General features: G+C 61.7%; 22 protein-coding genes and 2 pseudogenes. 12 read left to right on the top strand and 12 right to left on the bottom strand.

Translation table 11 applies throughout. The features are described from left to right. Positions 1 to 76 precede the first annotated feature (76 nt). From ABSE61_RS31610 to ABSE61_RS37140, 4 genes and pseudogenes are all read right to left on the bottom strand, one after another. The gene (locus ABSE61_RS31610; protein ID WP_423875093.1) at positions 77 to 397 is read right to left on the bottom strand and encodes a transposase; all 321 of its coding nucleotides are present in this window, start codon (positions 395 to 397) and stop codon (positions 77 to 79) included. Further along, positions 295 to 855, bottom strand: a complete 561-nt coding sequence (locus ABSE61_RS31605) for a transposase (protein ID WP_423875095.1) — start codon at positions 853 to 855, stop codon at positions 295 to 297. Before ABSE61_RS31605 ends, ABSE61_RS31610 begins: the two co-directional genes overlap by 103 nt. Continuing rightward, positions 800 to 1,069: a hypothetical protein gene (locus ABSE61_RS31600; RefSeq protein ID WP_423875096.1), complete on the bottom strand. Its 270-nt coding sequence runs from the start codon at positions 1,067 to 1,069 to the stop codon at positions 800 to 802. The genes ABSE61_RS31605 and ABSE61_RS31600 overlap by 56 nt, the downstream gene beginning before the upstream one ends. A gap of 140 nt (positions 1,070 to 1,209) precedes the next feature. Further along, a pseudogene (locus ABSE61_RS37140) lies at positions 1,210 to 1,482 on the bottom strand (transposase); the annotation flags it as partial. Here ABSE61_RS37140 and ABSE61_RS31590 point away from each other — a divergent pair. Beyond that, the gene (locus ABSE61_RS31590) at positions 1,481 to 1,612 is read left to right on the top strand and encodes a hypothetical protein (RefSeq protein WP_423875092.1); all 132 of its coding nucleotides are present in this window, start codon (positions 1,481 to 1,483) and stop codon (positions 1,610 to 1,612) included. The pseudogene ABSE61_RS37140 and the gene ABSE61_RS31590 overlap by 2 nt on opposite strands. 24 nt (positions 1,613 to 1,636) lie before the next feature. Here ABSE61_RS31590 and ABSE61_RS31585 read toward each other — a convergent pair whose 3' ends face one another. Then, entirely contained in the window at positions 1,637 to 2,467 is an 831-nt protein-coding gene (locus ABSE61_RS31585) for a hypothetical protein (protein ID WP_423875091.1), read from the bottom strand. A 512-nt stretch (positions 2,468 to 2,979) separates the two neighbouring features. On the opposite strand from ABSE61_RS31585, the gene ABSE61_RS31580 reads away from it, so the two are divergent. The 11 genes and pseudogenes from ABSE61_RS31580 (at position 2,980) to ABSE61_RS31530 (ending at position 16,387) form a co-directional block, all read left to right on the top strand. After that, entirely contained in the window at positions 2,980 to 4,230 is a 1,251-nt protein-coding gene (locus ABSE61_RS31580; RefSeq protein ID WP_423875090.1) for a cyclopropane fatty acid synthase, read from the top strand. Between the two features lie 743 nt (positions 4,231 to 4,973). After that, positions 4,974 to 6,476, top strand: a complete 1,503-nt coding sequence (locus tag ABSE61_RS31575; RefSeq protein ID WP_423875089.1) for a replicative DNA helicase — start codon at positions 4,974 to 4,976, stop codon at positions 6,474 to 6,476. Positions 6,477 to 6,524: 48 nt separating this feature from the next. Then, on the top strand, positions 6,525 to 7,715 hold the full coding sequence (gene alr, locus ABSE61_RS31570) for an alanine racemase (RefSeq protein ID WP_423875088.1): 1,191 nt from the start codon (positions 6,525 to 6,527) through the stop codon (positions 7,713 to 7,715). Between the two features lie 33 nt (positions 7,716 to 7,748). Further along, positions 7,749 to 8,519 (top strand): exodeoxyribonuclease III, encoded by a 771-nt coding sequence (locus ABSE61_RS31565; protein ID WP_423875087.1) that lies wholly within the window; start codon positions 7,749 to 7,751, stop codon positions 8,517 to 8,519. A gap of 145 nt (positions 8,520 to 8,664) precedes the next feature. Next, the gene (locus ABSE61_RS31560; RefSeq protein ID WP_423875086.1) at positions 8,665 to 9,702 is read left to right on the top strand and encodes an HD-GYP domain-containing protein; all 1,038 of its coding nucleotides are present in this window, start codon (positions 8,665 to 8,667) and stop codon (positions 9,700 to 9,702) included. Positions 9,703 to 9,849: 147 nt separating this feature from the next. Next, entirely contained in the window at positions 9,850 to 10,572 is a 723-nt protein-coding gene (locus tag ABSE61_RS31555; protein ID WP_423875085.1) for a sulfite exporter TauE/SafE family protein, read from the top strand. A 153-nt stretch (positions 10,573 to 10,725) separates the two neighbouring features. Beyond that, complete coding sequence (radA, locus tag ABSE61_RS31550) at positions 10,726 to 12,180, top strand: DNA repair protein RadA (RefSeq protein ID WP_423875084.1); 1,455 nt, start codon at positions 10,726 to 10,728, stop codon at positions 12,178 to 12,180. Positions 12,181 to 12,337: 157 nt separating this feature from the next. Then, positions 12,338 to 12,967, top strand: a complete 630-nt coding sequence (locus ABSE61_RS31545; RefSeq protein WP_423875083.1) for a CvpA family protein — start codon at positions 12,338 to 12,340, stop codon at positions 12,965 to 12,967. Between the two features lie 23 nt (positions 12,968 to 12,990). Then, on the top strand, positions 12,991 to 14,511 hold the full coding sequence (gene purF / locus ABSE61_RS31540) for an amidophosphoribosyltransferase (RefSeq protein WP_423875082.1): 1,521 nt from the start codon (positions 12,991 to 12,993) through the stop codon (positions 14,509 to 14,511). 191 nt (positions 14,512 to 14,702) lie between these two features. Beyond that, on the top strand, positions 14,703 to 15,443 hold the full coding sequence (locus ABSE61_RS31535) for an SDR family NAD(P)-dependent oxidoreductase (protein WP_423875081.1): 741 nt from the start codon (positions 14,703 to 14,705) through the stop codon (positions 15,441 to 15,443). Between the two features lie 85 nt (positions 15,444 to 15,528). Further along, positions 15,529 to 16,387 (top strand): annotated as a pseudogene (locus ABSE61_RS31530) (NHL repeat-containing protein). On the opposite strand, the gene ABSE61_RS31525 reads toward ABSE61_RS31530, so the two are convergent. The 7 genes from ABSE61_RS31525 to ABSE61_RS31495 all read right to left on the bottom strand — a co-directional run bounded on the left by ABSE61_RS31525 (position 16,379) and on the right by ABSE61_RS31495 (position 22,618). Beyond that, a complete protein-coding gene (locus ABSE61_RS31525; RefSeq protein WP_423875080.1) occupies positions 16,379 to 17,629 on the bottom strand; it encodes a TCR/Tet family MFS transporter in 1,251 nt (416 codons plus the stop codon). The pseudogene ABSE61_RS31530 and the gene ABSE61_RS31525 overlap by 9 nt on opposite strands. Beyond that, positions 17,626 to 19,002, bottom strand: coding sequence for a ribosome biogenesis GTPase Der (der, locus tag ABSE61_RS31520; RefSeq protein ID WP_423875079.1), 1,377 nt, complete (start codon positions 19,000 to 19,002; stop codon positions 17,626 to 17,628). Before der ends, ABSE61_RS31525 begins: the two co-directional genes overlap by 4 nt. Positions 19,003 to 19,101: 99 nt before the next feature. After that, positions 19,102 to 19,638 (bottom strand): hypothetical protein, encoded by a 537-nt coding sequence (locus ABSE61_RS31515; protein ID WP_423875094.1) that lies wholly within the window; start codon positions 19,636 to 19,638, stop codon positions 19,102 to 19,104. Positions 19,639 to 19,671: 33 nt separating this feature from the next. Continuing rightward, positions 19,672 to 20,325: a tetratricopeptide repeat protein gene (locus ABSE61_RS31510; RefSeq protein ID WP_423875078.1), complete on the bottom strand. Its 654-nt coding sequence runs from the start codon at positions 20,323 to 20,325 to the stop codon at positions 19,672 to 19,674. 183 nt (positions 20,326 to 20,508) lie between these two features. After that, entirely contained in the window at positions 20,509 to 21,333 is an 825-nt protein-coding gene (panB, locus tag ABSE61_RS31505; protein WP_423875077.1) for a 3-methyl-2-oxobutanoate hydroxymethyltransferase, read from the bottom strand. A gap of 2 nt (positions 21,334 to 21,335) precedes the next feature. After that, on the bottom strand, positions 21,336 to 21,938 hold the full coding sequence (locus ABSE61_RS31500) for an NnrU family protein (RefSeq protein WP_423875076.1): 603 nt from the start codon (positions 21,936 to 21,938) through the stop codon (positions 21,336 to 21,338). Positions 21,939 to 22,006: 68 nt separating this feature from the next. Continuing rightward, positions 22,007 to 22,618, bottom strand: a complete 612-nt coding sequence (locus ABSE61_RS31495) for a UCP034077 family protein (protein ID WP_423875075.1) — start codon at positions 22,616 to 22,618, stop codon at positions 22,007 to 22,009. Positions 22,619 to 22,788 lie beyond the last annotated feature (170 nt).

Genomic DNA, 22,788 nt, shown 5'->3' with positions numbered 1-22,788 from the left:
AAAAGCCCCGGCCTGAGCAGGCTGTGTGGAAACGAGAGGCTCCGGTGATCCTGGGCCTCTTTTTTCATTTTTAGGGTCAGGCGAGCCTGATCTTGAGGCTTTGCGGGCCGATGAGATTGATGACCCGCATGATGTTGTAGACAAGAACGCTGAGGGCGGCTTCAGTCTTGACGTTGGTAAGGCCTCGGGTGAGGAACCTGCCGCCAGCCGTCATCCGCTTGATGGTTCCGAACGGGTGTTCAGCGGCGCATCGCCGCTGCCGCATGAGGTGTGGATCGGCTTCGACGCGGGCATTCATGCGTTGAAGCGCGTCCTCGTAAAGGTGTCTTTGAACGAAGCGGCGCTCGACGCTGGTGCATCTCGGCTTGAGCGCGCAACCCGAACAATCGTCGGCCATATACAAGACGCTCTGCTTTCTAGTGAGGATTTGCTTGCGCACCAGCCCGCCGGACAACGAAAACTGTCGGTTTGCGGCTCGTAGATGAAGGCCGTGCGGTCGAAGAAGTCGCCTTGATTGTTGACGGCCCGGTTCGCTGGCACACAAGGCGTGATGCCATCGTTCTCGCAGGCTGCCGCGTCTGCTCCGTTTGAATAGCCAGCGTCCGCCACCACCGTGAGCGTATTGGCCGCAACCGCATCCTTCGTCGCCTTGGCCATCGGATGGAGCAGCCGGTTGTCGGTCGGTTCGGTTGTAACCTCATGGTGGACGATCAGCCCCGTCGCAGCATCGACCGCCGTCTGGACATTGTAGGAAGGAGGCTTGGAGCCTGCCCCTTTACCCATCGGCCGCGCATCGAGCTCACCTTCTACAAGACTGGTCCGATCTTCCGCCTTTAAGTCGCGCTGCCAGAGCATCAAGGTCGGTGCGGCGTGCCCTGAGAGCCTTGAGGGCCGCAGCCGTCTGTTCCGCATCGCTGTCAGCCGGCTCGCTCGCATCGATGCTGTCGAGGTTGGCAAGATAAGCCGCGATCTGTTGATCGATCCGGACGGCCTCTTCGGCGACCTTGCGTTCGCCCATAATCCGCTTGGCGCTCGCCACCGCCCGGAACTTCGAACCGTCGATGGCCACAGACGGGCCGCAAATAGGCCCTGCTCGCGGCAGAACAGCACGAAGGCCCGGCATGTCCCTACGATCCCGCCTGCATTGTCCCGCCGAAAGTCCGCAATTGTTTTGAAGTCGGGGGCAAGCCGCCCCAACAGCCACATCAGTTCGACATTGCGCCGGCACTCGCGCTCCAGCTTGCGGCTCGAACGAACCTCGTTGAGGTACCCGTAGATATAGAGCTTCAGAAGATCGCGCGGGTCATAGCCGGGCCGCCCGGTCGCCGCCGGTGTCGCTCGAACCAAGCCGAGCCCGAACATATCGAGACCTTCAACAAAGGCATCGATCACCCGCACCGCCGCATCAGCGGCAACGTAATCATCGATCCGTGACGGCAAAAAACTCGCCTGGTTACGGTCCCCACCTCGAATGTAGCGCATGAAAAAGGCCGCATCATTGATGATGCGGCGGCGCATCATTGATGATGCGGCCTCTCTATCTGATTTGCCCTGGTTCTCACACAGCCTGAAACAGGCGGGGCTTTTATTTTTGTCGATGGCTACTCGCTGACACCGGCGCGTGAGTCGTTGACCGCTACTGGGAGATCGGCGGCGCCGGCGGCCCCGATGACGGGGGTGCAGGCGGCGGCGCGGAAGCCGTCACGGCCGGCGGTTCTTGAAGGGCAGCAGCCGGCGCTTGCAGCGCTGGCGGCCTAAGCGAGGACGGGGCGGGTTCAGACGATCCACCAGAGGCGACCGCAGGCGCGGACGTGGACGCGGGCGCTGAGGAAACTGCGGCCGGCGGGGCCTGCGTTACGGGCGGCACCGGATCGCGACGCACCGCCGGATTTTCGCCGGAAGCATTGTCCTTCGGCGCTTCCATTTTGGCGGGCTCAGATTTGGCTTCATTGGACTTGCCGTCCGCATCCGGCTTGGCGCGGTCCGCATTGCCCATATCTTCCTTTTTACCGATGTCTTCCTTGGCCGGCTCACCTTTCGCGGTTGTGTCGCCCCTGGCTTTGTCATCCGCGCCAGGTTCAGACTTCGGCGGCTCGTTGGCCATCGAGGGGTCCTCGGCGCCCGGCCGGCCGGGCCTGCCGAGGCGCTTCTGCCGGCGGCCATCGGGGCCATGATCAATGGCCGCCTGAGCCGGCGTGCTGGTAGCTGAAGGCTTTGCTTCCTCAGATGGCTCTTGCGGACGCGCCAATCGTTTGCGGCCCTGCCGGCCGCCTTCAGCAGGAGGTGGTCCATCGTCCGGCCGCGCAGCTTCTTGGGCCGGCGCATTCCTGTTCTTACGGCCCTGCCGGTCGGCCTGATCGGCACCGCCCTGTTTGTCCGCACCTTGCTTGGTGTCCGCGCCCTGCTTGGCCTGCCGGGCGTCGTTCGCACCATTGGAGACAAGAAAGGAAGCCAGCTGCGAAGCCATGTCGCTGCTCGTCGTATAATGCTCGCGCAAGAAACCTGGCAGCGCTCCGGGAGAAACCGTTTTCAAGAGACCGCGCGGACTCTTGTGGCAGGCATTACACGTACCCGCAAAGAGCTGGGAAGCGCTTTTGCCCGCTTCGAGATTCTGCGCCTGCGCCCATGCAGCCGGGCCCGCGAGGCAACTGGCCAAAAGCGTGACCGCCGCAAAAATGCGCGCTCGGCTCAACATTATTCCCTATTCTCCAGATGTGGAAAACGCTTCCGGTGCCGTTCCGAAGGGCACCAGCGGCGTCACCTTGTAGCCGATTATCCCGCGAATGGAAGCGCACTTATGGCGAAACGCCGCGGCTACGTGTTCCCGGAATATCTGCTTTGTATACAACGCACTAGCGAACGGCTCAGCGAGTGCTTTTATGATGAGGGTCGAGACGTGCAGGAACCATTTGGTTTCCCTGCGCGTCGTTGCGACGGCCGGATTTGGTTTTTACGGGATCGCTCCTCTTGGTGGTTTCGATGGACCGTTTGTTGCGTTACTTCCTGCGGCAATTCATTCGCCGCGGTGCGATGACTTTTACCACCGCGCGCGGGGAAAAATTCACCTGCGGCGACGGCACTGGGCCGCATATTTTTACTCGCTTCCTGACTGCCGAAGCAGAGCTGCGGATTTTGCTCAACCCCGAACTCGCACTCGGCGAGACGTACATGGAAGGCAGCTTCGTCGTCGAAAACGGATCGATTGCGGATGCGCTCGCCATCCTGATGGATCAGCCGGACGTCCTGCCTGGCTGGGCCAAGCCACAATGGTTGCTGCGTTATCTGGCCAGACATCTGCGCCAGTTCAATGCACGCGGCCGCGCCAGAAATAACGTCGCCCACCACTACGATCTCGATGGCAGGCTCTATTCGCTGTTTCTCGATTCCGACAAACAATATAGCTGCGCCTATTTCGAGACGCCGGATATGGCGCTGGACGATGCCCAGCTTGCCAAGAAACGCCACATCGCCGCCAAGCTTCTGATCCGGCCGCGCGACCAGATCCTCGACATCGGTTCGGGTTGGGGCGGCCTCGGCCTTTATCTGGCCGAGACAACCGGCGCCAATGTCACGGGCGTGACGCTGTCGACGGAGCAATTGCAAGTCTCGAACGCCCGCGCGGCGGAGAAGAAGCTCGCCCAGTCTGCGAAATTCGTTCTCGAAGACTACCGCGACATTCCCGGCCCCTTCGACCGCATCGTCTCCGTCGGCATGTTCGAACATGTCGGTGTCGATTTCTATGACACCTATTTCAAGCGGTGTGCGGAGCTCCTCACCGAGGACGGCGTTATGCTGCTTCATTCGATCGGCAGGTCGGATGGACCCGATGTCACCAATCCCTGGATTACGAAGTATATTTTTCCGGGCGGCTATATCCCCGCGCTCTCCGAGGTCCTGCCTTCGATCGAGCGCGCCGGACTGCTCGTATGCGACATCGAGATCCTGCGGCTGCATTATGCGGAAACGCTCAAAGCCTGGCGCGAACGCTTCATGGCGCGCCGGGAGGAAGCGATCCAGCTCTACGATGAGCGTTTTGCGCGGATGTGGGAGTTCTATCTCGCCTGCTCCGAGATGGCCTTCCGCAAGCAGAACCTGATGAATTTTCAGATCCAGCTGACCAAGCGTCAGGGCGTTGTACCGATCACGCGGGACTATTTGGCCCGCGAGGAAGACAGACTGCGGGGCATTGAGGTTGGAAACAAACCGCGTCTGCAAATTGCCGGCGAATAGGCCGCATTAATTTCGCACGCTGAACCGCGATCCACGTTTTGAATGAGCCGTCGCAGGCCGCGCGAGGTGGGCCCGAACCGCAACAAGCTCGAGAGGATCGACCGGGCGGGCCCGCCATTCGGAGCGCGACAGCCTTTCCATGGCCGCGATCAGACCGGACAACCACAGAGTCTGGCCGGTTTGGGTCCGCCAAGATGGAAATTGCTGGTTCATGGCTTTCCGTCCTGTCCGTTCGAGAAAACCCGGTGGTGGATAATTCCAGCCCTATGAACTGGTTCCCCAGCGACCACCTCTGAAAGAAAATTGCCAAAAACTGCCCAGATGTGACCTGCTTCACAAAGGACTTCGACGCCCTGCCCTAAACCGGCAAAATGGCTCAGGAAACCCGCCCATCATTGCCTGCCGCGCGTTCCGCACCGATTATGCCTTGATCGCGATGGCCACCGGCGCCGCTTGTTCGCGCTGGTTTATCTCATTCTGATCTGACGGCTTTCCCTTACCCGCCAAACGCCTACGTCCAGATATTAAGTAGTGATCGGACCGGGAAGGTTCACCCGGTTGACGATGTTTTTGACGCTTCTGCCGGACGAATCGCGTCAAGCGTCCCGGCGACACACCTTGCCGATTTCCCAAACCCGATTGTGTGAATCGTGCATAAGGCCAGTTGCCGCTTCCGCTTCACGCAGGAGAGGCGCTTTATCGGCGCCCCTCATCTGCCAAACTTTCGAGAATACTAACCCCACATGCCCTCGCTTGATTCGAACGTTCTGAAACTCGCTCCCGATGCGGGAACCCCCGCTTTCCGCAGCGCTCCCCATAATATCGAGGCGGAGCAAAGCCTTCTGGGCGCCATCCTGGTCAATAATGACGCGTTCTACCGGGTTTCGGACTTTCTCGAGCCCAAGCATTTCTTTGAACCGATCCACCAGACCATCTTTGATACCTCCGGCAGCCTGATCCGGATGGGCAAGGTGGCAACGCCGGTGACGCTGAAAACCTTCCTGCCCGCCGATACCGATATCGGCGGCATGACGGTCAGCCAGTATCTGGCGCGGCTGGCCGCTGAAGCGACCACCATCATCAACGCGCAGGACTATGGGCGCACCGTCTATGAGTTGTCGCTGCGCCGCGATCTGATCCGGATCGGCGAGGAGATGGTCAACGTCGCCTTCGATGCGCCGGTGGATTTTGCCCCGCGCGCCCAGATCGAGGATGCCGAGCGGCGGCTGTATGAGCTGGCGGAATCCGGCCGCTATGACGGCGGGTTCCAGCGCTTCGCGCAGGCGATGAAAGTCGCGCTCGATATGGCGGCCAATGCCTATCAGCGCGATGGAAAACTGTCCGGCATTGCCACCGGCCTGCGCGATCTGGATTCAAAAATGGGTGGTCTGCAGCGTTCCGACTTGATCATCGTCGCGGGACGCCCCGGCATGGGCAAGACCGCGCTTGCGACCAATATTGCCTACAACATCGCGCGCGCCCACGAAGAGGACGTCCTGGTTGACGGCACGAAGAAGTCGATCAATGGCGGCATTGTCGGCTTTTTCTCCTGCGAAATGTCCGCCGAGCAACTGGCCACCCGTATTCTCGCCGAGCAAACCCGAATTGCGTCGAGCATGATCCGGCGCGGCGGGATCAAACAGGACGAGTTCGAGCGGATTCGCGACTACACGATCGAGCTTGAACATTTGCCGCTCTTTGTCGACGAGACGGGCGGCCTGTCGATCTCGCAATTGACGGCGCGGGCACGCAGGCTCAAGCGGCAAAAAGGGCTCGACGTGATCGTGGTCGACTACATCCAGCTGCTTCAGGGCTCGGGCAAGCGTGGCAACGACAACCGCGTGCAGGAAGTCACCGAGATCACCACCAGCCTGAAAGCGCTCGCCAAGGAGCTCAATGTTCCCGTGATTGCGCTGTCGCAGTTGTCGCGCCAGGTCGAAAGCCGTGACGACAAGCACCCGCAACTGTCGGACTTGCGCGAATCCGGTTCGATCGAGCAGGACGCCGACGTCGTGCTGTTCGTCTACCGCGAGGAATATTACCTACAAAACAAGGAGCCCAAGCCCGGCACCGCCGAACATGAAAAATGGCAGCTCGAGATGGAGCTGGCGCTCGGCAAAGCCGAAGTTATCATCGCAAAACAGCGCCACGGACCGACGGGCACCGTCAAATTGCAGTTCGAAGGGCAATACACCCGCTTCAGCGATTTCGTCGAAGAGGACAATCTGCCCTACCGGGTGCCGTAGCCTTCTGCACCGGTTGAACCGCCGTCGGCCCGCGCGTAAAATGGGGCCATGAACATCGCCTCCGATCCAAAGTCGCTTCCGGCCGATTCCATTCTGTCGCCGGAAGCCAACAAGGCGGCGGCGCTGGCCGCCGCCAGCGGCATTCTGACAGTCGATCTTGACGCGCTGGTCGCCAACTGGCGCAAGCTCGAGAAAACCGCTGTGCCCGCCGAATGCTCTGCCGTCGTCAAGGCCAATGCCTATGGCTGCGGAATAGAACCGGTCGCCCAGGCGCTCGCCAAGGCGGGCTGCAAGACCTTCTTCGTCGCCACCCTTGAAGAGGCGGCCGCGGTACGGGCTGCCGTGCCGGCCGCTGCTCTCTATGTACTGAACGGCTTCATCCAGAACACCGGTGACGCCTACGCCAGGATCGATGCACGGCCGGTGATCGGAGACCTCAACGAACTCGCCGAGTGGGACGTCTTTTGCCGTCGCACCGGCTGGGCCGGTGGCGTCGCCATCCATATCGACACTGGCATGCAGCGGCTCGGCCTCACGGTTGCGGAAGCGCAAGGCCTCATCCCGAGGATCAACGCCGGCGATCACGGCATATCGCTTGTCATGAGCCACCTCGCCTGCGCCGAAAGCCTCAATCACCCGATGAATGCCAGGCAACTGGCGGCCTTCCGCCAGATTGCCGGCGCGTTTTCAGGCGTGCCCGCGTCGCTTTCGAACTCATCCGGCGTCTTCCTCGGAAGCGCATTCCAGTTCGACATGGTGCGGCCCGGTGCGGCCCTCTATGGCGTCAATCCGACGCCGGAGGCCGACAACCCGATGTTGCCCGTCGTCGATTTGAAGGCACGCATCATGCAAATCCGCGACGTCGAACGTGGTGAAAGCGTCGGCTATGGCGGAAACTGGACCGCCCGGCGGCCAACCAGGCTCGCGGTCGTTTCCGCCGGTTACGCCGATGGCTATTTCCGCGCCGGCAGCAGCAATGACGGCACGCGCGGCGCCGAGGTGATGGTTGCCGGCAGGCGCTGTCCCGTTGCGGGGCGCATCTCGATGGACTTGCTCGCCGTTGATGTCACCGATCTGGAAAAGAACGCAGTACGGCGCGGCCACATGGTCACACTGATCGGCGAAGGCATCACCGTCGACGAATTGGCCCACCATTTCGGCACCATCGGCTATGAGGTGCTGACGAGCCTCGGGCGACGCTACGCGCGTGTCTACAAGGGCGAAACCGTTGACGGCTGACATCGCGGTTTCGAGAGCCGCCTCGCCACTGCAATGAAGATCGCCACCTTCAACATCAACAATATCAACCGGCGTCTGCCCAATCTGTTGGTTTGGCTCAAGCAAGCCAAGCCAGACATCGTTGCCTTGCAGGAGTTGAAGTCGACCGACGGCGACTTTCCGCAAGGCCCCATTGAGAAGGCCGGCTACGGCGCGGTGTGGCGCGGACAAAAAACCTGGAATGGTGTGGCGATCCTCGCGCGAAACGCCGATCCCGTGCTGATCCGCAATGCATTGCCGGGCGACAGCAAGGATGACCAGGCCCGTTACATCGAAGCCGCCGTCAAGGGCATTGTTGTGACCAGCCTCTACTTGCCGAACGGCAATCCGCAACCGGGACCGAAATTCGACTACAAGCTCGACTGGTTCAGGAGGCTGCGGACGCACGCCGCCAAATTCCTCAAACAAGATGTCCCTGTGGTACTGGCCGGCGACTACAACGTCGCTCCGACTGCCCTCGATATCTATCCGACGAAATCCTGGGACAAGGATGCGCTGATCCAGCCGAAGAGCCGTGCTGCGTTCCAGGCGTTGATGAAACAAGGCTGGACGGATGCGATCCGCACCCTTCACCCGTCAGAGCCGATGTTCACGTTCTGGGACTACAAGCGCAACCGTTGGCCGCGCGACGCAGGCCTGCGGCTCGATCATCTCCTGCTCAGCCCGTCGCTCGCCCCGCGCCTGAAGAAGGCGGGCGTTGACCGTCTGGTACGCGGCGACGACGGCGCCAGCGACCACGCGCCGGCATGGATTACCGTCGGTTAGCCTGGGGTTACCCTAAGGCCTATTGCCGTGCAGATGGAGCGATCCGTTTAATCTTTACTAATGAAATCAACATAGGCTGACGAGCTGTTATAGTTTTTTTGTGTTTGAAATGAGCGGCTTATACCCCCTGTTTTAGCAGGATCACATGCTCGTTTGCTATCTTACTGATGAACCATCCAAGATTCCGGCCATTCGCGCCGTGCTGGAACCGCATCATCGTATCATTCCCAGACTACTGGGCGATAAGGCGTCTTTCGGCTCGGAGGGCGTGCTCATGGTCGATGCCGACCTGCGCGTCATGGCCCGGGTGGAACAAATCAAGGAAACCCTCGGCGAACTGCGCGCGGTCAGCGAGAAGCTGTTTGTCGTCCAGCGACACCTGCACCACATGGTCGCGCAAGCCTACGCACTCGGGGCGACTTCGGTGGTTCGCAGCACCCGTGAGATCGCGCCCAAGCTGGCGCAAATCGAAGCCGCGATAAAAGCCTCGGGAAAAAATTCCGAAACCGTCCGGTCCGAAACAATGGACTGTGCGAAGGCGTTCGCTTCGATGTTCACCGCGGTCAACCATGGCCAATCGATCGACCTTTCGGAGGCCGAAAATATCACCTCGCACGTCATTACCGGCATCGAGCGCGACGGGCTCAGCGCCTGGCTGGATAACGTTCGACGATATCATGAGGGAACTTTCCAGCACTGCCTCCTGGTAACGGGCATCGCGGTGGGATTTGCCCTCGAAATCGGATTTGTCGACCTTGACGTCAAGCGGCTGGGAATGGCGGCCACGCTGCACGACATCGGGAAAGCCCAGATTCCGCTCTCCATTCTCGACAAGCCGGGGCGTCTTAGTCCGGAAGAGGATGTGATCATGAAGCGTCATCCCGTGATCGGACATGAACTGTTGAAGGATATTCCGGATATCAGCCCGGAAATACTCGATGGGGTGCGGCACCATCATGAGTATCTCGACGGCTCAGGCTATCCCGACGGGCTCACGGCGGACCAGATTTCCGACTTGGTGAGGCTCTTGACCATCTCGGACATTTTTGCCGCTCTGATCGAGTCCAGATCGTACAGACCGCCGATGTTGCGGCAGGACGCCTACAAGATTTTGTGCGGCATGGAAGGCAAACTGGAGACCCCGCTCGTCAAGGCGTTCGGTAAGGTCGCCCTGGCGGCGTGAGGCGAAAGGCCTCGCCAATCAAGCTTCGTCATATCCCCGCTCTGCATCCGGCGATGGCCGGGTTGCCGCCATCGTTCTTGACGGGGCACGACGAGTATCGCCTCTAGCAAACAGCCTGCCAAAAGACAGATAAGGGAACTGATGGCTTTGAGTTTCCTTTTCGTACTCGCGGTTGGACTTGTTGCGGGCACCATCTCCGGCATTGTCGGCACCGGATCGTCGATCATGCTGATGCCGGTCCTGATCTATCAATACGGACCCAAGCAGGCCGTTCCGATCATGGCGATCGCAGCCGTCATGTCCAACCTTTCGCGCATTCTCGCCTGGTATCGGGAGGTCGACTGGCGCGCCTGCGCGGTCTATTCCATTCCGGCTATCCCGGCGGCTGCGCTCGGCGCGCGTACCTTGCTGGAGTTGCCGTCGCATATCGTCGATATTTCCATCGGATTGTTCCTGATCGCGATGGTGCCAACGCGGCACTGGCTGGCCAGCCATCAGTTCAAGCTTTCGCTTTGGCATCTTGCGATCGGCGGCGCGATCATCGGCTACATCACCGGCATTGTGGTTTCGACCGGCCCGCTCAGCGTGCCGCTGTTTTTGTTTTACGGCCTGACCAAGGGCGCTTTTCTGGCGACCGAGGCAGCCAGTTCGCTCGGCATGTATGTGAGTAAATCCGTGACTTTCCAGCGCTTCGGCGCGCTGACCCCTGACGTTGCGCTGCAAGGCCTGATTGCCGGCTCTTCACTGATGTTTGGCGCCTTCATCGCCAAGCGCTTCGTGCTGCATCTAAAACCCGACGCGTTCCGCCTGCTGATGGACGGCATCATGATTGCAGCCGGCCTCTCGATGCTCTGGACGGCGTTCTCGTAAAATCCCTTCAACGCTCCGCGGCGCGACCGCTCGCAAATGCTTTGCGGGATCGCAATAAAGTCGTGGAAATGAGCGGTGGACGAATAGAACAAAATAGGAACTTTTTAGGATTTCATGCTATGCAGCTGTGCCCCATCACAGCGATTCCCTTCCATGGCTAAGTCGACCCTCTCCTTCGTCTGCCAGAACTGCGGCGCGGCCTATAACCGCTGGCAGGGCAAGTGCGAGTCCTGCGGCGAATGGAACACGCTGGTCGAGGAGGATGTCACCGGCGCCACCACGATGCCGGTCTCAATCCGCTCCAAGCGCAAGGGCCGCACCTTCGCGCTGGAGAGCCTTACCGGCAAGAGCCAGGACGCCCCTCGCCTCCCTTCCGGCATGGCCGAACTCGACCGCGTCACCGGCGGCGGCTTTGTGCGCGGCTCGGTGCTGCTGGTCGGTGGCGATCCCGGCATCGGCAAATCGACGCTGCTGACACAGGCGACCAGCCTGCTGGCGCGGGCCGGGCACCGCGCCGTCTACATCTCCGGCGAAGAGGCCGTGGCGCAAGTGCGGCTGCGCGCCGAGCGTCTGGGGCTGGCGGACGCACCGGTGCAACTGGCGGCCGAGACGTCCGTGGAAGATATCGTCTCAACCCTTTCCGAAGGCGCGACGCCACGTCTGATCGTGATCGATTCGATCCAGACCATGTGGACCGATACGGTGGAGTCCGCGCCGGGCACTGTGACCCAGGTTCGCGCTTCGGCGCAGGCGCTCATTCGATTTGCCAAGAAATCAGGTGCCGCGATCATTCTGGTCGGCCATGTCACCAAGGATGGCCAGATCGCCGGACCTCGCGTGGTCGAACACATGGTGGACGCAGTGCTGTCGTTCGAGGGCGAAGGCTCGCAGCAGTTCCGGATCTTAAGGGCGGTGAAAAACCGCTTCGGCCCGACCGATGAGATCGGCGTGTTCGAAATGACCGGGCTCGGCCTTCGCGAAGTCTCCAACCCTTCCGAACTGTTCCTGTCGGAGCGCGATCTCGGCAGTCCAGGCACCGCCGTATTCGCCGGGATCGAGGGCACACGCCCGGTGCTGGTGGAATTCCAGGCGCTGGTGGCGCCGACCTCGCTCGGCACGCCACGCCGCGCCGTGGTCGGCTGGGATCCCAGCCGGCTCTCGATGGTGCTGGCGGTCCTGGAGGCCCATTGCGGGGTCAAATTGTCCGGCCACGACGTCTATCTCAACGTCGCCGGCGGCTTGCGCATTCAGGAACCGGCCGCCGACCTTGCCGCCGCCGCAGCGCTGGTATCTTCGCTGGTCAATGCGACGCTTCCCGCCGACGCGGTCTACTTTGGAGAAGTGTCGCTCTCCGGCGCGGTGCGGCCGGTCGCGCAGACCTCGGCACGGCTCAAGGAGGCGGCCAAGCTCGGCTTCGGCCGCGCGGTGCTGCCCGAATCGGCCCGTGGCGAGGCCGGTGGTGATTCCGGCCTTTCGCTCAATCCAGTCGGCGGCTTGACCAGCCTGGTTGCCGAGATTGCCGCCCGTGGACCCCCCAGAGGGAACAGGGAGAATTCGCCTGCGGAAAAAAATGCCACACCTGCGAGATTCCGGCGTCAGGAAGGCTAGCTGCACGTGACGTTACCCGCCCTCGCCGCTATACATCGCCCGCAAGGCTGGATGGCGCGATTTCCGACCTTGCCGAGTGCCCGATCGGACCGTCAGCTGATGTGGCGGGTCCAGCCGATTCGCGGGTTGAACCCTTGATTGCGGACCTGACCAGCCGATGCCAATCACAATTCTCGATCTCGCCCTGCTTGCTGTGATGTTGATTTCCGGCCTGCTCGCAATGGTTCGCGGCTTCATGCGCGAGATTCTGTCGATTGCCGCCTGGGGCACCGCCGCGCTGGTCACGCTTTATTCGTTTTCCAAGCTGTTGCCGACGGCCAAGACCTATTTCAACAACGATACGGTCGCGAGCCTCGTCGTGGTTGCGGGCGTCTTCGTCGGTACTCTGATCGTGGTTTCCGTCATCACGGTCAGGATTTCCGACATGATCCTGGACTCCCGAATCGGGGCGCTGGACCGCACGCTCGGTTTCCTGTTCGGACTGGCGCGCGGCTTGCTTATCGTCGTGGTGGCCTTCCTGTTCTTTACCTGGCTGGTTCCCGACAAGCAGCGGCCGGACTGGGTGACGGGCGCGAAGTCCCGGGTGGTCTTGCAGGGAACCGGGGATTGGCTAATGGCACTCTTGCCGGACGACCCCGAGAACACCATCTTGAAGAGATTCAAGAAGAATAAACCAGAAGATGAACAGACTGACGCCGACCAGGCGACACCGGCTTCAGGCGACGGATATAGTAAACCTGCCCGTGACAGCCTTAAAAAGCTGATCGAAAAGCCGGCACCGCGGTGATAGCTGGTCAAAAGAGAGGCGCGATGGACAGCCAAGAAAGCCCTTCCGACGACGCCAAAGCTCAACAGCCGAATACCGGTCCCCTCTATCTGGAAGACTCTGACCTGGAAGGCGACACGCTACGCGAGGAATGCGGCGTGTTCGGCATTTTCGGCCATCCTGAAGCCGCTGCCATCACCGCCCTCGGATTACACGCCCTTCAGCACCGCGGCCAGGAGGCCGCCGGTATCGTCACGTTTGATGGGACCCGGTTCCATTCCGAACGACGCCTCGGCCTCGTCGGCGATACATTTTCCCGCCGCGAGGTGATCGAGCGCCTGCCCGGCAATGCCGCCGTCGGCCATGTCCGTTATTCCACCACCGGCGAAACCATCCTGCGCAACGTGCAGCCGCTGTTTGCCGAGCTCAATGCCGGTGGATTTGCGGTCGGCCACAACGGCAATCTGACCAATGGACTGACCCTGCGCCGCGAACTCGTGCGTGGCGGCGCCATGATGCAGTCCACCACCGACACCGAGGTCATCCTGCATCTCGTGGCGCAGTCCAAGCGCAGCCATTTCATCGACCGCTTCATCGAGGCGTTGCGGACCATCGAAGGCGCCTACTCGCTGGTGTCGCTGACCAACAAGAAGCTGATCGGCGCCCGCGATCCGCTCGGCATCCGGCCGCTCGTGCTCGGCGAATTGGATGGCCGTCCGATCCTGGCGTCCGAGACCTGTGCGCTCGACATCATCGGCGCCAAATATGTGCGCGACGTCGAACCCGGCGAGATCGTGGTGTTCGATGAGCGCGGCGCCCATAGCCATAAGCCGTTTCCGCCCAAGCCGGCTCGGCCCTGCATCTTCGAATACATCTACTTCTCGCGGCCGGATTCCATCGTCGGCGGCCGATCGGTCTACGACGTGCGCAAGGCCTTTGGCGCGCAGCTCGCACGCGAGAGCCATGTGCCGGTCGACGTGGTCGTGCCGGTGCCGGATTCCGGCGTACCGGCCGCCGTCGGCTATAGCCAGCACTCCGGCGTGCCGTTCGAGCTTGGCATCATCCGCAACCACTATGTCGGCCGCACCTTCATCCAGCCGACCCAAAGCGTGCGCGAACTGGGCGTGCGCATGAAGCACTCGGCCAATCGCGCCGCGATCGAGGGCAAGCGCATCATCCTGATCGACGATTCGCTGGTGCGCGGCACCACCTCGAAGAAGATCGTCCGCATGATGCGCGACGCCGGCGCCCGCGAAGTTCACTTCCGTCTCGCCTCGCCGCCGATCCTCTACCCCGACTATTACGGCATCGACCTGCCGGATCGCGGCGGCCTGCTGGCGGCGACCCATAATCTCGAGGAAATGCGCGAACTGATCGGCGCCGATACGCTGGCGTTCCTGACGGTCGACGGCATGTACCGCGCCATGGGCTATCAGGGGCGCGACGCCGCCAACCCCAAATTCTCCGACCATTGCTTTACCGGGGTCTATCCCACCAGCCTCACCGACCAGGAACAGGTCGAGCCGCAGCCGCGGCAATTGTCGCTGCTGGCGGAGGCAAGCTGACGCGAAGCGTCATCCCGGGGCGCGTGACACGCGAACCCGGGATCACGCGATATCGCATACTCCGTATCACGGCATCCAAACTCCGGCTCTGGTCCTTCGGGCCATCCCGGATTGACCGTGTTTTTCGTCATGGCCGGGCTTGTCCCGGCCATCCACGACTGTAAAACCCGCCGCAAACGTGGATTAAGATCATGACAAAACCCCTCGCCGATCGCATCGCCCTCGTCACCGGCGCCTCGCGCGGCATCGGCTATGCCACCGCGCGCGCTCTCGCCAAAGCCGGCGCGCATATCGTGGCGGTGGCGCGCACGCAGGGCGGGCTTGAGGAACTCGACGACGCGATCCGAAAGGACGGCGGCAGCGCCACGCTGGTGCCGCTCAACCTGACCGACTCCGACGGCATCGCGCGGCTTGGCGCGGCGCTGAATGACCGCCACGGCAAGCTCGATATTCTCGTCGGCAATGCCGGGGTCTCCGGTCCCTCCTCGCCGCTCGGCCATATCGAGATGAAGCCGTGGAACGACGTGCTCGCGATCAATGTATCGGCCAATTTTCAACTGATCCGCTGCATGGAACCCTTGATGAGGAAATCCGATGCCGGCCGCGCGGTGTTCGTGACCTCGGGCGCGGCCAACAAGGCCTGCGCCTATCTCGGGCCCTACGCGGCCTCGAAAGCGGCGCTTGAAACATTGGCGCGGGTCTGGGCGGCCGAGACCGCATCGACGGCACTTCGGATCAATCTGTTCAATCCCGGCCCGATCCGCACCCGCATGCGCGCCGCGGTCTTCCCCGGCGAGGATCCGTTGACGCTCGACACACCCGAGCAAGTGGCAGAATTCATCGTGCCAATGTGTGCGCCGTCGTGGAATGAGACCGGCAAGTTCTACGACTACACAACGCGGAGCCTTCTGAGCTTTCAGCCACCGGCCTAGCCGGTAAGGTCTATCGACGACGCGCGCGGTTGACTGGCCTTTGGTTGAGTTATTCACTGACGTCCAAAGAAACAGGAGGACGTCCGTGACGCCGATCGAGAACCGCGGCCACCTGCAGCGCGCCATCACGAACCTTTCGGCGGCTGCGGCAATCTCCATTGCCACCCTGCTGTTCGGGACGTTGTATCCTTCACGCGCCGGCGAGATTCCGACCTTTGTCGTGGACGCATCCTGGCCGAAGCCGCTACCGAACAATTGGATTCTTGGTCAGGTCGGCGGCATTACCGTCGATTCGCAAGGACATATCTGGATGATCCATCGTCCGCGCTCGTTGACCGATGACGAGAAGGGCGCAACTCTGACGCCGCCCCGCTCGAAATGCTGTCATCCCGCGCCGCCGGTTCTGGAATTTGATGCCGACGGCAACCTCCTGCGCGCCTGGGGCGGCCCCGGCGAAGGCTATGAATGGGTCGGACGCGAGCACGGCATCGAGGTCGACGAGCGAGGATTCGTCTGGGTCGGCGGCAATGCCGAGAACGACAACGCCATCTTGAAATTCACGCTCGATGGCAAGTTCGTCATGCAGATTGGCAAGATCGCCCCGAGCGGGGGAAGCAACGATACCAGCCAGCTTGGCAAGCCCGCTGAAACCGCGATCGACAAGGAAGCCGACGAAATCTACGTCGCCGACGGATATGGGAATCGCCGCGTCATTGTTTTCGATGCCAGCACCGGTGCTTACAAGCGGCACTGGGGAGCCTATGGCAGTCCGCCGAACGACGACAAGCAACCACCCTATGATCCCAAGGCTGCGGCGTGCCGCAGGCCAGTTCCACTGGGTCCACGCCATCGCCGTCGATGCCAGGGACAACGTCTATACAGCCGAGGTCGATAACGCCAAACGAATCCAAAAATTCCGTCTGAAATCGGACGCCTTACGCTGAGCGCAAGGGCCCGCGGCCGGAGAGCGTGCCGGCTGCGATGACGAGCGCCAGCAGCACCAGCGCGGATGCGAGATAGAACGGCGCGCCTGGCAGATGCAGCGGCGTCTGTGCGCCGATGAAATAGGCAAAGGTCAGCGTGAACAGGAACGGCCCCAACAATTGGGAAACGCTCTGAACGCTCGCGTTCGCTCCCTGCAACTGGCCTTGCTGGTCAGGCGCAACCCGCTTCGTCATCAAGGCCTGGATCGCCGCGCCGGAAACTCCCCATAGCGACATCACAGGAATTCCAAGCCATGACAACGGCCCGGTGGGCGCGATGGCGAAAATGAAAAAGCCGGCGGCACCGCAGAGAAGCCCCAGCAACAACGATCGACGCTCGCCGAACACCCGCACGATCGGCCCGATACCCACACCCTGCACGAGCATAGTGCAGACGCCGACCATCGCGAGCGTGACGCCAACGGTCTTCGAATCCCAACCATATCGATAGGTCGCATAGAGTACGAAAATCGACGGCAGCACCGCATGCGCCAACTGAGCAAAGAAATTCGACACCGACAGCCCGGTGAGAATGCGGTCGGAACGCAACAGATGCAGCGCGCCGATCGGGTTGGCGCTTTTCCAGCGAAATGGCGCGCGGCGGTCGCGCGGCAGCGATTCCGGCAGGATCAGTAGGCCATAGATCGTATTGGTAAAGCTCAGGCCGGCCGCGACCCAGAACGGCAGCCGTGGGTCGACGTCGCCAAGCAACCCGCCAACGGCCGGACCTATGATGAAACCGGCGCCGAAGGCCGCGCCCACTTTGCCGAACACCGCGGCCCGGCGTTCCGCCGGCGTGATGTCGGCGATATAGGCGAAGGCGGTCGAAATGCTGGCGGAGGTGATCCCGGAAATTACCCGCCCGACAAACAGCCAGATCAGCGACGGCGCCAGCGCCATCAGCACGTAATCGAGCCCAAGCCCGAAATTCGACAACAGCACCACCGGCCTTCGGCCAAACCGGTCGGACAGGCTGCCGAGGATCGGCGAGAACACGAACTGCATCAGCGCCCAGGCCGTTCCGAACACGCCAAAGATACGGGCGGCTTGTGCGGTGTCGTTGTCGACGAAGCTTTCGACAAGTTTTGGCAGGATCGGCATGATCAGGCCGAGTGCAAGCATGTCGAGCAGGATCGTCACGAAGATAAAAGCTACCGCCGCGCCGCGCACAGGCGGCACGCCGACAGCACTCGTTTCGCTCATGACGGCCGCTTCCGTTTATGCGCAAAAGGATTGGCCTTTTCCCGCAGCGAAATCCGTACCGGCGTGCCCGGCAATTCAAAGTACTCGCGCAATGAATTGACGAGGTAGCGCAAATAGGATTGCGGCACGGCGTCGGCGCGCGAGCAGAACAGCACAAAGCTCGGCGGCCGCGCCTTGGCTTGCGTAATGTAATTCAGCTTCAAGCGGCGGCCGGAGACCGCCGGCGGCGGGTTCGCATCCACCGCCTGCTCGAACCAGCGATTGAGAGCCGCCGTCGGCACCCGACGATTCCACACCGCATAGGCATCTTCGATCGCGCGCATCAGGTGGTCGATACCCTCGCCCATCAAGCCCGATACGGCGACCAACGGCGTTCCCCTGACTTGCGGCAGCAAGTGGTCGGCCTCGGCGCGCAGCGCTGAAATCGTGCCGGATTTGGTTTCCATCAGGTCCCATTTGTTGACGGCGATCACGAGCGCGCGGCCCTCGCGTTCGATCAGGTCGGCGATGCGCAAATCCTGCTCTTCGAATTTATTTTGCGTATCCATCATCAACACGACGACCTCGGCAAAGCGCACCGCCCGCAAGGCATCCGCAACCGAGAGCTTTTCCAGTTTTTCCTCGATCCGGGAGCGCCGCCGCAGTCCCGCGGTGTCGAACACGCGAAAGTCCCGGCCATTCCAGCTGATTTCCACGGCGATGGAATCGCGCGTGGTGCCGGCCTCGGCGCCGGTCAATAGCCGCTCTTCGCCAAGCAGCCGGTTGATCAGCGTCGACTTGCCGGCATTGGGACGGCCGACGACCGCGACGCGGATCGGCCGTGTTGCCAGCTCCTCTTCGGCGATCTCTTCATCGTCTTCCTCGTCGTCTTCGACGGGCTCAGGCATCAACACGCGCAGCGCGTCATAGAGGTCGCTCATGCCCTCGCCATGCTCCGCCGAAATCTGCAAGGGATCGCCGAGGCCGAGCGCATAGGACTCCATGGCGCCGATTTCACCGTGCTTGCCTTCGCTCTTGTTGGCCAACAAGACGACCGGCTTGTCGGCGCGACGCGCATAGTCGGCAAAGGCACGGTCGCTCGGCGTCAATCCGGCACGGGCGTCGATCACGAACATCAGCGCATCCGCAAGTCCGATCGCGGTCTCGGTCTGCTCCAGCATCCGCGCCGTCAGCGACCCTTTCGCGCCCTCGTCGAGCCCTGCCGTGTCGATCACGGTGAAGCGGAGATCGCCGAGCCGCGCTTCGCCCTCGCGCCGATCGCGGGTAACGCCCGGCGCATCGTCGACCAGTGCCAGCTTCTGTCCGACCAGACGGTTGAACAGGGTCGATTTCCCGACATTGGGCCGGCCGATAATGGCGATCGTAAAGGACATCATTGATCCGGGCGGGAGAATCGAACGCAAGCCTGTTGCAGCTTACGGTGCAAAAACTTCAAATAAACGGCGCTAGTCGGAATGTACCCGCATCAAGCCTTAGCGCGTAAATGTACCGCCGGGTACCGGTGCGGGGAATGCCGCGCCGGATTGTTGGGCCGTTGGCGCGGGTTGCGTTGCACCGGATTGCTGCGCGTCCTGATCGGGCGGCGGCGCAGTGGTGCGCTGGCGAACGATTTTCTTCTTGGGTGCTGGCGGTGCCGCCGCCGTGTTGTCTTCTTCAGGCGCTGCCGCGGGATCCGTGCTGGCCGTTGCTGCCGCCGGTTGCTGCTTACCCTTCTTGGCGGTCTTTTTCGACTTGGCGTCTGGAGGTGCCGGTGGGACGGCCGCTTCCTGCGCATTCGGATCGGGCTCCTGCTGGGCCCCCTTGTACAGGGATTTCGGAACGCCCTGTTCAAGACCCGGCACGCCGTCCGGAAATACCGGTTTGCGGTCGCCCTGCACCTTTTTCTTCGTGTCCAGCCAATCGAGATAATCCATCGGATCGAAGCTGCTCATGCCGCTCGAGCAGCCGGCGACGGCGCTGGACAGCGCGACGAGAACAGAAGCGGCGATCAGACGTTTCAGGCGACGCATGGTCGATTTCTCGTTCAACCTGTTTTCCTGTCGTCAGCTCTTGGCGACCGGCGGAAGCAGCGCTTGAAGCGCCTCGGCTCGCGAACGCATGGCCGCAGGCGTCTCTCCATCGCTGGCAATCATGTCCAGCCATTGCCGCGCCGAGCTGATGTCATTGGCGCGCCAGGCCGACAAGGCCAGCAGCTCACGCGCGGTATGACGAAAGGTCGCGTCCGGCTTGGTGGCAGCCTCAAGACGTTGCAGCATGTTCGGATAGCTATCGGTGTCCAACAACAGTCCCGCGGCGCGAATCCGCGCCACGTCCTGCTGCTCGGTACCGATGCTGCGATCGGCCGCAAGTTCGTCGTACAGTTTAGCGCCCGCTTGCGGATCGCTTGCTGCAACCTCGCCCGCCGCCCGCAGCCGCGCCAGCATCCGATATCCGGCCGGCGCGTTGGTCGCGAGCTTGTCGAAGGCGGCCTGCGCCTCGGCATGTTTGTTCTGCTCGGCCAGATCGAGCGCGGCATCAAAGGCTGCGCCTGCCTCTGCCGCCTTCTGTGCTTCCAAATACTGATAACCGCGCCAGCCGGCGACGGCGGCAATGATCAGGAGCGCCGCGGCGATGATATAAATCGAGTATCGGTCCCACAGCTTCTTGAGCTGCTCCCGGCGGACTTCCTCGTCGACTTCATCAAATAATTCAGACACTTAGAGATATCCCATCCCCGGCTTAGCGCGTTCGGAACCAACAATACTGTTAGATCTGCCCCTTGATGGCGGCCGCGTTACCTTAGCGATATGGCGGAGGCAAGGCAAAGCTAGCCCTGTCAACGCGTTAACGAGGCTGGCCCAAGGGGTTATCCACCCTCCGTGTGCGGCAAAGGGGCGTGCTCACGTCTTGGTCTTCATGCCGTAAACATGCTGCGGTCCCGGGAACGCGCGCGAACGAACGTCGGCCGCATAGCCCTGGATTGCCGCCTCGATCATCGGGCCGAGATTGCCGTAGCGGCGGACAAATTTCGGCGCCCGCGGCGACAATCCCAGCATGTCCTCCAGCACCAGCACCTGACCGTCGCAGGCCGCACTGGCCCCAATGCCGATCGTCGGAATGGCGATCGTCTCCGTGATCTTGCGCGCCAGGGGCTCGGCCACCGCTTCGACCACGACAGAAAAGGCGCCGGCCTGCGCCACCGCAAGCGCATCATTCTCGATCGGCTCCCAGCTTCCTTCATCGCGTCCCTGGGCACGGAACGAACCCAGCGTATTGATCGATTGCGGCGTCAGGCCGATATGGCCCATCACCGGGATGCCGCGCTCAACCAGAAATGCGATCGTCTCGGCCATCCGCGCGCCGCCCTCGAGCTTGATCGCTCCGCAATGGGTTTCCTTCAGAATTCTCACGGCCGAATGAAAGGCCTGCTCCTTGGAGGCCTCATAGGAGCCGAAGGGCATATCGACGACGACGAGTGCGTGCTGCGAGCCACGCATCACCGCATGGCCCTGCAGGATCATCATGTCGAGCGTCACCGGCACGGTGGTTTCAAATCCGTGCATGACGTTGCCGAGGGAATCGCCGACCAGGATGACATCGCAGTAGCGATCCACGAGCGCCGCGGTATGGGCGTGGTACGACGTCAGCATCACGATCGGCTCGCCGTTCTTGCGCGCACGAATATCGGGTGCGGTTTTGCGCTTGATCGCCGACTGAACTGACATTTTTAAACTCCTACGACAGGCACGCCGATCACGACCGGATGGAACGCGAAAGCGAGCGCCAGATAGACGACGATTCCGACCGCAACCGCAATCACGTCGTTTCCCCAGCCACCAACCGGGATCGGCGGTCCGCCGGCATCCGAACGGCGTTTGAGCGAGATACGGTCGAACACCGCCCAGCCTAGGAATGAGCCGAACAGGATGATCGAACCGAGATCGCCATTGGCCAGCAAATGCGCGACCGCCCACAATTTGACGCCCGCCAGCATTGGATGTTTGAGCGCCGTGTAGATGTGCCCGCGCATAAAGGCGGCCACGACGAGGATCACCGCGGGCAACATCAGTGCGAGCGTGATGTGCTTCAGAATGGCGAGCAATTTCGAGGGGACCAACCCCTCCCAGACGTCGATCATTCCCGCCGCACGGTAGTGCGCAAAACCCCAAGCGATCAGCGCGATCCCGAGCAGGGAGATGAGCGCGTAAACGAGCTTGTAGCCTCCCTCGCTCATAGCGGCGATCACACTGGCTCGGAGTTCGCGCTGAGACGGCACAGTATGGATGCCGAGAAACAGCACGAGGCCGAGTATCATCACCGCAAGTCCCATCAATGTCCCCTCCCGCGGACCTTTTGCGGCTACCCGGGTACACTTTCAAAGGCTGCACGGCAATGCGGTTACGGCGTCGCCTTCTGCTTGTCGAACTCGCGGTTGTCGACGTAGCGGATGGCGATCGGCCGTCCGGCCAGGGCGCCGCCAAGATTACCGGTGAATTTGAGCGGCACGCAGGCGTCGATGGAATCATTGATCGCTTTTAAATAGGTCTCGCGGACCTCGACAGGTACACCCGAAGTGGCAAAAGTCATGCGCGGCGGCCCGATCAGATCGCCCGATCGCTTGAAGCTGAAACGCACCGTCATCTGCATGCCCTCTTTCGCCGAATCCGCCTGCGGCGGTGTCCAGCAGGACCGCAGGGCGGCAAAGAGATCGCCGATATTATCCAGATCGTGATCGGGCTTTTGATAGCGCGGCGCTTCTGCCTCCGGCGGCTTGCTCTCGACCGTCAGTTGGAGGTTCTCTCCATAGGGATAGTCGATTTCGGGAATGCAGGGACCGTGACTGAGTACGCTGCAAAAATAGGGCGTGCACGGGTGGTGGGACAAAACGCTGCACGGCGCGTGAAAAAACGGCGTGGCGTTGATGCGATGCCATCGTCGAGCATCGGCGCTTCCTGCGATGGCCAATCCTGCAACAACAACAATGAATCCGATAGCGATGCGACGGAGCATGCGAGATCCTCGGAAGCAGCCTACGCACCTCATATAATGCCAAATTGGAGGGAAATATCCGGGTTGCTGTCCGCTTCCCGTTCACATCCTCGCGCGTGACGCCGTGAACGGCGCCCGTCAGGCTTTCTTCTTCACGTCCTTGACGCTGGAGAAGACGATGCCCTCGGCGC

Origin of the sequence: Bradyrhizobium sp., assembly GCF_049519115.1 — a bacterium.
In the GTDB taxonomy this organism is placed as follows: domain Bacteria; phylum Pseudomonadota; class Alphaproteobacteria; order Rhizobiales; family Xanthobacteraceae; genus Bradyrhizobium.
Note: the sequence above shows the minus strand (reverse complement) of the source record. Positions and strands in the feature narration are given on the sequence as shown.

Bases quoted from the DNA above. Each gene is read 5' to 3' on its own strand.
- ABSE61_RS31575 (WP_423875089.1), top strand. From the start codon at position 4,974: ATGCCCTCGCTTGATTCGAACGTTCTGAAACTCGCTCCCGATGCGGGA.
- ABSE61_RS31495 (WP_423875075.1), bottom strand. From the start codon at position 22,618: ATGCTCCGTCGCATCGCTATCGGATTCATTGTTGTTGTTGCAGGATTG.
- ABSE61_RS31605 (WP_423875095.1), bottom strand. From the start codon at position 855: ATGCTCTGGCAGCGCGACTTAAAGGCGGAAGATCGGACCAGTCTTGTA.
- ABSE61_RS31590 (WP_423875092.1), top strand. From the start codon at position 1,481: ATGAAAAAGGCCGCATCATTGATGATGCGGCGGCGCATCATTGATGAT.
- ABSE61_RS31565 (WP_423875087.1), top strand. From the start codon at position 7,749: ATGAAGATCGCCACCTTCAACATCAACAATATCAACCGGCGTCTGCCC.
- purF (WP_423875082.1), top strand. From the start codon at position 12,991: ATGGACAGCCAAGAAAGCCCTTCCGACGACGCCAAAGCTCAACAGCCG.
- ABSE61_RS31580 (WP_423875090.1), top strand. From the start codon at position 2,980: ATGGACCGTTTGTTGCGTTACTTCCTGCGGCAATTCATTCGCCGCGGT.
- ABSE61_RS31585 (WP_423875091.1), bottom strand. From the start codon at position 2,467: ATGGCTTCGCAGCTGGCTTCCTTTCTTGTCTCCAATGGTGCGAACGAC.
- ABSE61_RS31500 (WP_423875076.1), bottom strand. From the start codon at position 21,938: ATGGGACTTGCGGTGATGATACTCGGCCTCGTGCTGTTTCTCGGCATC.
- alr (WP_423875088.1), top strand. From the start codon at position 6,525: ATGAACATCGCCTCCGATCCAAAGTCGCTTCCGGCCGATTCCATTCTG.
- ABSE61_RS31525 (WP_423875080.1), bottom strand. From the start codon at position 17,629: ATGAGCGAAACGAGTGCTGTCGGCGTGCCGCCTGTGCGCGGCGCGGCG.
- radA (WP_423875084.1), top strand. From the start codon at position 10,726: ATGGCTAAGTCGACCCTCTCCTTCGTCTGCCAGAACTGCGGCGCGGCC.
- ABSE61_RS31610 (WP_423875093.1), bottom strand. From the start codon at position 397: ATGGCCGACGATTGTTCGGGTTGCGCGCTCAAGCCGAGATGCACCAGC.
- ABSE61_RS31515 (WP_423875094.1), bottom strand. From the start codon at position 19,638: ATGCGTCGCCTGAAACGTCTGATCGCCGCTTCTGTTCTCGTCGCGCTG.
- der (WP_423875079.1), bottom strand. From the start codon at position 19,002: ATGTCCTTTACGATCGCCATTATCGGCCGGCCCAATGTCGGGAAATCG.
- panB (WP_423875077.1), bottom strand. From the start codon at position 21,333: ATGTCAGTTCAGTCGGCGATCAAGCGCAAAACCGCACCCGATATTCGT.
- ABSE61_RS31545 (WP_423875083.1), top strand. From the start codon at position 12,338: ATGCCAATCACAATTCTCGATCTCGCCCTGCTTGCTGTGATGTTGATT.
- ABSE61_RS31535 (WP_423875081.1), top strand. From the start codon at position 14,703: ATGACAAAACCCCTCGCCGATCGCATCGCCCTCGTCACCGGCGCCTCG.
- ABSE61_RS31560 (WP_423875086.1), top strand. From the start codon at position 8,665: ATGCTCGTTTGCTATCTTACTGATGAACCATCCAAGATTCCGGCCATT.